Genomic DNA, 9511 nt, shown 5'->3' on the forward strand with positions numbered 1-9511 from the left:
TGCCCTGGCGGCGGCGCGGCCGCAAACAGGCCGGGACCTGTCGGAGCCGCACCATGCCGATCATCAACCGCATCGCCGAATTCCACCCCGAGATGACCGAATGGCGGCACGACCTGCACCGCCATCCGGAACTCGGCTTCCAGGAAGTCCGCACCAGCGGCGTGGTCGCCGCCAGGCTGCGCGAATTCGGCTGCGACGAGGTGATCACCGGCATCGCCACCACCGGCGTGGTCGGCGTCATCCACGGCCAGGGCGGGCCGAACGGCCGCGCCATCGGCTTCCGGGCCGATATGGACGCCCTGCCGATCGAGGAAGCGACCGGCAAGCCCTATGCCTCCCAGACCCCGGGCATCATGCATGCCTGCGGCCATGACGGGCATACCACCATGCTGCTCGGCGCCGCCCGCTACCTGGCCGAGACCCGCAATTTCTCCGGCACGGTCTACCTGGTCTTCCAGCCGGCGGAGGAGAACCTGGCGGGTGGCGAGGTGATGGTGAAGGAAGGCCTTTTCACCCGCTTCCCGATGGACCGCATCTTCGGCCTGCACAACTGGCCCGGCGCGCCCGCCGGCACCTTCCTGCATGCGCCCGGCCCCGTCATGGCGGCGGTGGCCAATCTGGAAGCGACCATCACCGGCCGCGGCGCGCATGGCGCCATGCCGCATAACGGCATCGACCCGATCCTCATCGCCTCCCATATCGTCACCGCGCTGCAGAGCGTGGTGGCGCGCAACGTGAATCCGCTCGAGGCCGGGGTCATCACCATCGGCCATATCAAGGGCGGCTTCACCTTCAACGTGATCCCGGAAAGCGTGCAGATGCAGGGCACCGCGCGCTGGTTCCTGCCCGAGGTGGGCGAGCTGCTGGAGGCCAATTTCCTGCGCATCGTCACCGGCATCGCCGCCAGCTTCGGCGCCACGGCGGAAGCCAGCTTCACCCGCGCCTATCCCGCCACGGTGAACGAGGCCGAGAGCACCGAGATCGCGGCCCGCGCCGCGGCATCGGTGGTGGGCGAGGCGCGCTCGCGCAAACTGCCGCAGCCGACCATGGGGGGCGAGGATTTCAGCTTCATGCTGAACGAGAAGCCCGGCGCCTATCTGTTCCTGGGCGGCGGCAAGGGGGAGGGCGATGCCATGGTCCACCACCCGAAATACGACTTCAACGACGAGATCCTGCCGGTCGGCGCCAGCTGGTTCGCGACGCTCGCGGAGCAGGTGCTGCCGCGGGGGTAGCCGGGCCGGATCAGCCGCCCACCGCGCGCATGCGCAGCCCATCGACCAGCCCGAGCAGCCGCCGGGTCTCGAAGGGCTTGCGCAGCACCGCATCGAAGCCCGCGGCCCGGCAGCTTTCCTCCAGCGCCTCCGCCGGATCGGCGGTCAGCGCGATCATCGGCATGCGGGACGCCTCGCCCCGCAGCGCCCGCACCGCCTGGGCCACGCCGATGCCCCCCAGCCCCGGCATATGCAGGTCGAGCACCGCGAGGTCGAAGCGCGCGCCATGCAGCGCCGCCAGGGCGGCCGGGCCATCGACGGTCGCCGTCACCCGGTGCCCGGCGCGTTCCAGCAGTGTCACCAGCAGCAGGCGGCTGGCCGCCACATCCTCCGCCACCAGGATGCGCAGCCCCTGCGCGCCGCGGCCCGGCGCCGGCGCCGCCCCGGGGCGGAAGGGCACCCAGAAGACGAAGCGGCCGCCCTGGCCGCCGGGGCTCTCGGCGCCGATCGCACCGCCCATCGCCTCCACCACCCGCCGGCAGATGGCCAGGCCCAGGCCGGAGCCGCCGCGGCGGGGCCCGCCGGCATCCGGCCCGCTGTCGCGGAAGCGGTCGAAGAGCCGCGGCATCTCGGCCTCGGCAATGCCCGGCCCCGCATCCTGCACCGCGATCTCCACGCGTTCCGGCCGCGGCGTCAGCCGCGCGGACAGCGCCACCTCCCCGGCCGCGGCGGCGCGGATGGCATTGTCCAGCAGCTTGGTGGTCACCTGGCGCAGCCGCATCGGGTCGCCGCGGATCCAGCGTGGCAGGCCGGGGTCGATCGCCAGGCGAAGTGCCAGGCCCTTGGCCTGGGCGGCCGGGCGCATCAGCGCGGCGCAATCCTCCAGCAGAGCGGCGATCTCGATATCGCTGTCCTCCAGCGCGATGCCTTCCTCCAGCCGCGCGAAGTCCAGCACATCCCCCACCAGGGCCAGCAGCGCGCCGCCGGCCTGGCGCTGCCGCTCCACCCAGCCGCGCGCCTCCGCCGGCAGATCCGCCTTGGCCAGGCGGTCGGTGGTGTCGAGCAGCCCGGTGAGCGGGGCGCAGAGTTCCTGGCTGACGGCCGCCATCAGCGCGTGGCGGCTGCGCTCATCCTCCGCGGCGCGGGCCAGGCTCTCGCCCGGCGCGCGCGGGCGCGGCGCTTCCGGGCTGCGGCCCCGCCGCATGCGCTGCGCCGCGATGCCCAGCGCCGCGATCAGCGCGGCGGCGCCGAGCGCCAGCAGCAGCCAGCCGGTAGCCAATTCGGCAAAGCCGCGCGGCGGCGCGGCCACCACCAGCGACCAGCGGCTGTCGCCCACCGGCAGGGCCATGGCCAGCATATCCCCCACCTCGACCACGCCGCGCCGGCCCTGGGTCGGGCGCAGCAGCTCGGGCTCCGCCCGGCCGCTCGCGGCGCGGGCGATCATGCGGCCATCGCCATCCAGCAGCAGGGCGGACCAGCCTTCCGGCAGGCCAGCACGGTCCAGCAGCTGGGCGAAGGTGGTGGCCTCCTGGGTCGCCACCAGGGCGAAGCGCACCGCGCCATCCACCCGCACCGGCACGCGGAAGGAGACCCGCCCCTCCACCAGCCCACCGGGCGCCGGATAGCCGGTGCGTAGCACGCTGCCGACGGCGGCCAGGTCCTGGATCGCCGGCAGGGGCGCGCCCTCCGGGTAGCGCAGGTTCATCAACTGCCGCTCGCCATCGGTCAGCGCGATGGTGAACCAATAGGGCTCCCGCGCCAGCAGGCGCTGGGCCTCCTGGCGGAAGCCCGCAAGGTCGCCGGTCTTCAGGTGCTGCGACCCGGCCAGCGCATCCAGCGCGCGCAGCCCGGCGCGCAATTCGGAATCGAGGCCGGCGACCAGCGCCGTGGTGGTGCGCGCCACATCCTCCGCCCGGTCCGCCGCACGCTCCGCCTGCACGCCGAGCAGCACCACCAGCCCATAGGCGGCGAGCGGCACCAGGGCCAGGAAGGGGCTGAACAGGCCGAGCCGCTGCCAGGGGGCCGGCCGCTTCGGGCCCTTGCCAGGCGGCAGATCCGGGGCGGCGGTAATGGGGAGCACGGGCGCGCGGCTGCCTTCGGACCAGGGCCCGGAACCGGAAGCCGGGCCGGAATCGGGGGCCTCGGCCGGACAGGGAATTGGCTCGGACCGCCTGCAGGCCGGGCGGGCGGTCATCGCCCACCCACCATACCATCGGCGCAGGCAATGTCACCCACCGCAGCGCGCGTGACGCGCGGCAACTGCCGGCGCCGCAACCTGGGGCGCGGGCCTTCCGCCCGCTCTACTGCGGCTGGATCCGCGCGGCGGCGACCAGCGCCTGGTTGCGGGTGATCTCGGCGGCGATCACCTCGGCGAAGCGTTCCGGCGTCTCGGCCAGCGGGGTCAGGCCAAGATCGGCCATGCGCTCGGCCGCCGCGGGCTCCGCCGTCGCCTGGTTCACCGCCCGGTTGGCCCGGGCGACGAAGCCCGCCGGCAGGTCCTTCGGGCCCCAGATGCCGGTCCAGCCCTCATATTCCATGTCGGGGAAGCCGGCCTCGACCAGCGTCGGCACCTCCGGCAGCACCCGCTGGCGGGCGGCGGAGGTGACGCAATAGGCCCGCAGCCGCCCCTCCCGCACCAGCGGGATGGCGGGGCCGAGCGGGGCGAAGAACAGGCCGACGGCGCCGGAGACCAGGTCGTTCATCGCCGGGCCGGTGCCGCGATAGGACACGAAGGTGGTCTCCACCCCCAGCTTCTGCCACAGCGCCGCGGTGGCGAGCTGCCCGACCGAGCCGAGCGAGGAGCCGGCGAAGGAAAACCGCTCCGGCGTCGCGCGCAGCGCCGCCAGCAGCGCGGCCAGGTTCTGCGGCGCCAGGCCGCTGCCGCCCACCAGCACATAGGGGATCGAGACGGTGCGCGCGACCGGGGTGAAATCCGCCCGCAGGTCGAAGGGGATATTGCGCTGCACGAAGGGCAGCACGGTCAGCACCTCGTTCGAATAGAGCAGCGTGCCGCCATCCGCCGGGCTGCGCGCCACCCCCTCCGCCCCCACCACGCCATTGGCGCCGGAGCGGTTCTCGATCACCCAGGCGCTGCCCAGCAGTTCCGCCGCGCGTGGCGCGATCAGCCGGGCAGTGAGGTCCGTGGTGCCGCCGGGCGGATAGGGCACGACCAGCCGGACATTGCGCGTGCCCTGCGCCCGCGCCGGCAGTGCCATGCCGCCGAGCGCGAGCGCGAGCGCGCCCCGGCGTGTGGGTGCGACGGTCATGTTTCCCCCTTCGATTCTTGCTTCGGTCGCGTCGTAAAATGCTTCAGTGTCTAAGCATGTCCCGGCAGGGGTGGGGGGTGTCAAGCGGGCCCGCTACAGCACCAGCTCGGCGGCCAGCATGGCATGCAGCGCGGCCCATCGCGAAGCGAGTTCCGCCGCCTCGGCATCCGGGCTGCAGGCGGGGCCGGCGGGCCAGCCCGCCTGCGGCGCCAGCCCGGTCTCGAGATCGTCGAGGATGCCGCCGGAGTCGAGCCGCAGCAGGCCGCTGCGCCAGCTCGGCTCCAGGGCGCCCTCCCCCGACGCGATCTCGACCCGATAGAAATCCGGCGCCAGGCCGCTGAAGCGCCAGGCGCCCTCCGCATCGGTGCGGGTGGCGGCGAGCACGCGGCCGGTGGCATCCAGCAGCCGCACCCCGGCGCCGGACAGCGCCGCCTCCCCCGCCGCGCGGCTTCCATCGCCGTCCAGGTCCTGCCAGGCATGGCCGCCCAGCGCCGCAGGGGTGAAGACGCCCGCATCCAGCCGCCCCGCCTCCCCCGCCGCCAGGGCCAGTGGCGCGGTGACGCCGCTGCGCGGATCGGCATCGCTGTCGCCCAGTGGCGAAAAGGGCTGCGCGGCCTGCGGCGCGAAGGCCAGCCGATAGGTGCCGGCGGCCAAGCCCTCGAAGCGGAAGAGGCCATCCGCATCGGTGACAGCCGCGCGGCCGGTGGAGTCCCCGGCGGCGTCCAGCAGCGTGACCAGCCGGCCGGCGACGCCGGCCTCGCCGGGGTCCTGCAGGCCATTGCCATCGGCATCCACGAAGACCCGGCCGCCGAGGCTGGCGGGGCCGGGGCCCGGCGGCGGCGCCGAGGCAGGCGGCGGCGCGGCAGCATCCGGCTGCGTGGGGGGCGGCGCGGGGGGCGGTGGCGCCTCGGCCTCCGGGAGGCCGGCCTCCTGCCAGCTCGGCTCCTGCGGCAGTGCCGCCGCCAGCAGCGGCCAGGTGGGCGGCGGCGGCGCGGCGGCGGCCGGTTCGGCCGGCACGGCCGCATCGCCATGGCCCGGCGGGCCCGGCCTTTCCAGCAGCCAGGCGAGGCGCCAATCGGCCGCGGCGGCCTCCTCCGGCGCATTATCGGGCAGCGGGGGGATGGACGTGGTGCGCGGCAGGATGGTCATGGTCAGCCCTCAGCGGGCCGCCAGCCCTCGCCGGATCATCCCCTTAATGATCCATATATCTATTTTTAAGACAATCTCAACCCTTGGCGGGCTCCAGAAGCACCAGTTCGCTGCCATCCTCCACCAGCTCTCCCACCCGGCAGCGTAGCGCCTGCACCAGGCCATCGGCGGGGGCGGTGATGCGCATCTGCACCTTCATCGCCTCCATCACCAGCAGCACCGCGCCGCGCGCCACCGCCTCGCCCTCCGCCACCTTGATCTCCAGGATCCGGCCCGGCATGGGCGCCAGCACGCGGCCGCCGCCTTCCTGCGCCGCGCCGGTGGCCGCGCCGGGGTCGATCAGCGCCAGCTCATGGGTCGCGCCATCCAGCAGGACCGTCAGCAGCGCACCCTCTCGCAGCACGGTCGCGCGCAGCGCCTGGCCATCCAGCACCGCGGCCAGGCCATCCCCCGCCCAGCGCGGCGCTGCGACGGAGGCGGGTCCATCGGGCAGGTCGAGCCGAGTCACGGCGCCGGGATGCGCCCGCAGCCGCAGCACCGCCTCCCCATCGCGCAGCCCGAAATCCTGGTGGCCGGGGCCGTTCAGGCGCCAGGCGCTGGCCTCGCCCCAGGGCGAATGCGGATCCGCCGGATCCCGCGCCGCCGCGTCCCGCAGCAGCCGCAGCAGGGCCGCCGCCAGCGCCCCGCGGGGGGCCGGGCCGGGGGGCGCCAAAAGCCCCTCCGCATGGCGGGCGATGAAGCCGGTATCCAGCGCCGCGTCCCGGAAGGCCGGATGCGCCGCGATGCCGCGCAGCAGCGGAAGGTTGGAGCGGATGCCGGCGACCGAGGAGGCCGCCAGCGCCCGGTCCAGCCGGCGCAGCGCCGTGGCCCGGTCCGGCCCATGGGCGATGATCTTGGCCAGCATCGGGTCGTAGTGGATGGAGACCGCATCCCCCTGCCGCACCCCCGCATCCACCCGGATGCCGGGCAGGCCCTCCGGCAGCGCCAGGTGCCGCAGCACGCCGGTGGAGGGCGCGAAGTCGCGGGCCGGATCCTCGGCATAGAGCCGCATCTCGATGGCGTGGCCATCCAGCGGCACCTGGTCCTGGCGCAGCGGCAGCGCCTCCCCCATCGCGATGCGCAGCTGCCATTCCACCAGGTCGAGGCCGGTGATGGCCTCCGTCACCGGATGCTCCACCTGCAGCCGGGTGTTCATCTCCATGAAGTGGAAGTTTTCCCCGGCTGCGATGAATTCCACCGTGCCGGCGCCGACGTAGCCGACGGCCCGCGCCGCGGCGCAGGCGGCGGCGCCCATGGCGGCGCGGCGCTCGGCCGTCATGCCCGGGGCGGGGGCTTCCTCCACCACCTTCTGGTGGCGGCGCTGGATGGAGCAGTCGCGCTCATGCAGGTGGATCACCTGCCCATGGCTGTCGCCAAAGACCTGGATCTCGATATGGCGGGGCGATTGCAGGAAACGCTCCAGCAGCAGGCGATCGTCGCCGAAGGCGGCGCGGGCCTCGCCCTTGGCCAGGGCCAGCGCCTCCTCCAGCTCGGCCGCGCTGGCGGCCACCTTCATGCCCTTGCCGCCACCGCCGGCGCTGGCCTTGACCAGGATGGGGAAGCCGATGCGCGCGGCCTCCGCCCGCAGCCGCTCCTCCGACTGGTCTTCCCCGTGATAGCCGGGCACCAGCGGCACGCCGGCGCGCTCCATCAGCGCCTTGGCCGCGGCCTTGGAGCCCATGGCGCGGATCGCGGCCGGCGGGGGGCCGACCCAGACGAGACCGGCGGCGAGCACGGCCTCGGCGAAATCCGCATTCTCCGAGAGGAAGCCATAGCCGGGATGCACCGCCTCCGCCCCCGTGGCGCGGGCGGCTTCCAGCAGCGCGGGGATGCTGAGGTAGCTGTCCCGGGCCGGGGCCGGGCCGAGCCGGGCCGCGGCATCGGCGGCGGCCACATGCGCGGCGCCGGCATCGGCATCGGAGAAGACGGCGATGCCGCGCAAACCCAGGCGCCGGGCCGTGGCCAGGACGCGCACCGCGATCTCGCCCCGATTGGCGACCAGCAGGCTGTGGAAGGGCCGGGTCACAGGCGGAACACGCCGAAGCGCGCCTCCCCGTGCCAACCCGCGACCGGGTTGTTGCGCGCGGCCGAGAGCGCCAGGGCCAGCACCAGCCGCGTATCCTCCGGCGGGATCACGCCATCGTCCCAGATCCGGGCGGAGGCATAGTCGGGGCTGCCCTGCGCTTCATACTTTTCGGCGATGGGTACCTTGAAGGCCGCCTCCTCCTCGGCGGACCAGCTGCCGCCGCGGGATTCGATGGCATCGCGGCGCAGGGTAGCCATCACCGCCGCCGCCTGTGGCCCGCCCATCACGCTGATGCGCGCATTCGGCCACATGAAGAGAAACCGCGGCGAATAGGCGCGACCGCACATGCCGTAATTCCCGGCCCCGAAACTGCCGCCGATGATGACGGTGAACTTCGGCACCCGCGCCGTGGCCACCGCGGTGACCATCTTGGCGCCATCCTTGGCGATGCCGCCGGATTCGTATTTCCGGCCGACCATGAAGCCGGTGATGTTCTGCAGGAAGACCAGCGGGATGCCGCGCTGGTCGCAGAGCTCGATGAAATGCGCGCCCTTCTGGGCCGATTCGGAGAAGAGCACGCCGTTATTGGCGACGATGCCGACGCGGTAGCCCCAGATCCGGGCGAAGCCCGTCACCAGCGTGGGGCCATAGAGCGGCTTGAACTCGTCGAACTCGCTGCCGTCGACCAGGCGGGCGATCACCTCCCGCACGTCATAGCCCTCGGCGAAATCGGTGGGGACCACGCCGCCCAGCTCCTCGGGCGGGTAGAGCGGCGGGCGGGGCGGCGCCGGGTCGTCGAAGCCGGCGGGCTTGGCGCGATTCAACCCCGCGACGATCCGCCGCGCCAGGCCCAGCGCATGCGCATCCGATTCAGCCAGGTGGTCGGTCACGCCGGAGGTGCGGCTATGCAGCTCCGCCCCGCCCAGATCCTCCGCCGAGACCACCTCCCCCGTCGCGGCCTTCACCAAGGGCGGTCCGGCCAGGAAGATGGTGCCCTGGTTGCGGACGATGATGGCCTGGTCCGCCATGGCCGGCACATAGGCGCCGCCGGCGGTGCAGCTGCCCATCACCACCGCGATCTGCGGAATCCCTGCCGCCGACATCCGCGCCTGATTGAAGAAAATGCGTCCGAAATGGTCCCGGTCTGGAAAGACCTCGTCCTGGTTGGGCAGGTTGGCACCGCCGCTATCGACCAGATAGAGGCAGGGCAGCCGGTTCTGCTCGGCGATTTCCTGCGCCCGCAGGTGCTTCTTCACGGTGATGGGGAAGTAGGTGCCGCCCTTCACCGTGGCGTCGTTCGCCAGGATCATGCATTCGCGCCCGGCGACGCGGCCGATGCCGGTGATGATCCCCCCCGCAGGCACTTCCCCGCCATACATCCCGTGGGCGGCCAGCTGCGAGAGTTCGAGGAAGGGGGAAGCCGGGTCGATCAGGGCGCGGATGCGGTCGCGCGGCAGCAGCTTGTTGCGGTCGAGGTGCCGCTTCCGGGCCACCTCCCCGCCGCCGAGGCGGATCAACTCCACCTTGTCCCGCAATTCCGCCACCAGGGCGGCCATGCGCGCCGCATGGGCGCGGAAGGCCTCGCTGCGCGGATCGGCCGCGCTGACGATCACCGGCATGGCCCGAACCCCGTCATGCGCCGCTCCCCCTTGGTTTCCGCCACTGCGGCATGCCGGAAGGGGTCTCGTCAATCAGGGGCAGCGGACAACAAAAAAGGGCGCCCGAAGGCGCCCTTTTCCGTCTGGCTTCGCGAGAGGCCTGCGATCAGCGCAGGACGATCTCGACGCGGCGGTTCTGCGGCTCGCGCACGCCGTCGGCGG

6 protein-coding genes are annotated in these 9511 nt (G+C 73.3%); 1 reads left to right on the top strand and 5 read right to left on the bottom strand.

The annotated features are described in order from the left end of the window. Positions 1–53: 53 nt before the first annotated feature. Entirely contained in the window at positions 54–1232 is a 1179-nt protein-coding gene (locus ACTIF1_RS19785) for a M20 aminoacylase family protein (protein WP_439598181.1), read from the top strand. A 10-nt stretch (positions 1233–1242) separates the two neighbouring features. On the opposite strand, the gene ACTIF1_RS19790 is transcribed toward ACTIF1_RS19785, so the two are convergent. The 5 genes from ACTIF1_RS19790 to ACTIF1_RS19810 form a co-directional block, all read right to left on the bottom strand. Continuing rightward, entirely contained in the window at positions 1243–3291 is a 2049-nt protein-coding gene (locus ACTIF1_RS19790) for a hybrid sensor histidine kinase/response regulator (RefSeq protein WP_439598182.1), read from the bottom strand. 220 nt (positions 3292–3511) lie between these two features. Then, positions 3512–4477, bottom strand: coding sequence for a Bug family tripartite tricarboxylate transporter substrate binding protein (locus ACTIF1_RS19795; protein ID WP_439598183.1), 966 nt, complete (start codon positions 4475–4477; stop codon positions 3512–3514). Positions 4478–4570: 93 nt separating this feature from the next. Beyond that, positions 4571–5626, bottom strand: a complete 1056-nt coding sequence (locus tag ACTIF1_RS19800; RefSeq protein ID WP_439598184.1) for an SdrD B-like domain-containing protein — start codon at positions 5624–5626, stop codon at positions 4571–4573. 76 nt (positions 5627–5702) lie between these two features. Continuing rightward, positions 5703–7691 (bottom strand): acetyl/propionyl/methylcrotonyl-CoA carboxylase subunit alpha, encoded by a 1989-nt coding sequence (locus ACTIF1_RS19805; RefSeq protein ID WP_439598185.1) that lies wholly within the window; start codon positions 7689–7691, stop codon positions 5703–5705. Then, positions 7688–9310, bottom strand: coding sequence for a carboxyl transferase domain-containing protein (locus ACTIF1_RS19810; RefSeq protein ID WP_439598186.1), 1623 nt, complete (start codon positions 9308–9310; stop codon positions 7688–7690). The genes ACTIF1_RS19805 and ACTIF1_RS19810 overlap by 4 nt, the downstream gene beginning before the upstream one ends. Positions 9311–9511 lie beyond the last annotated feature (201 nt).

Source organism: Falsiroseomonas sp., assembly GCF_051860665.1.
Classification (GTDB): Bacteria; Pseudomonadota; Alphaproteobacteria; order Acetobacterales; family Acetobacteraceae; genus Falsiroseomonas.

Bases quoted from the DNA above. Each gene is read 5' to 3' on its own strand.
- ACTIF1_RS19785 (WP_439598181.1), top strand. From the start codon at position 54: ATGCCGATCATCAACCGCATCGCCGAATTCCACCCCGAGATGACCGAA.
- ACTIF1_RS19795 (WP_439598183.1), bottom strand. From the start codon at position 4,477: ATGACCGTCGCACCCACACGCCGGGGCGCGCTCGCGCTCGCGCTCGGC.
- ACTIF1_RS19800 (WP_439598184.1), bottom strand. From the start codon at position 5,626: ATGACCATCCTGCCGCGCACCACGTCCATCCCCCCGCTGCCCGATAAT.
- ACTIF1_RS19810 (WP_439598186.1), bottom strand. From the start codon at position 9,310: ATGCCGGTGATCGTCAGCGCGGCCGATCCGCGCAGCGAGGCCTTCCGC.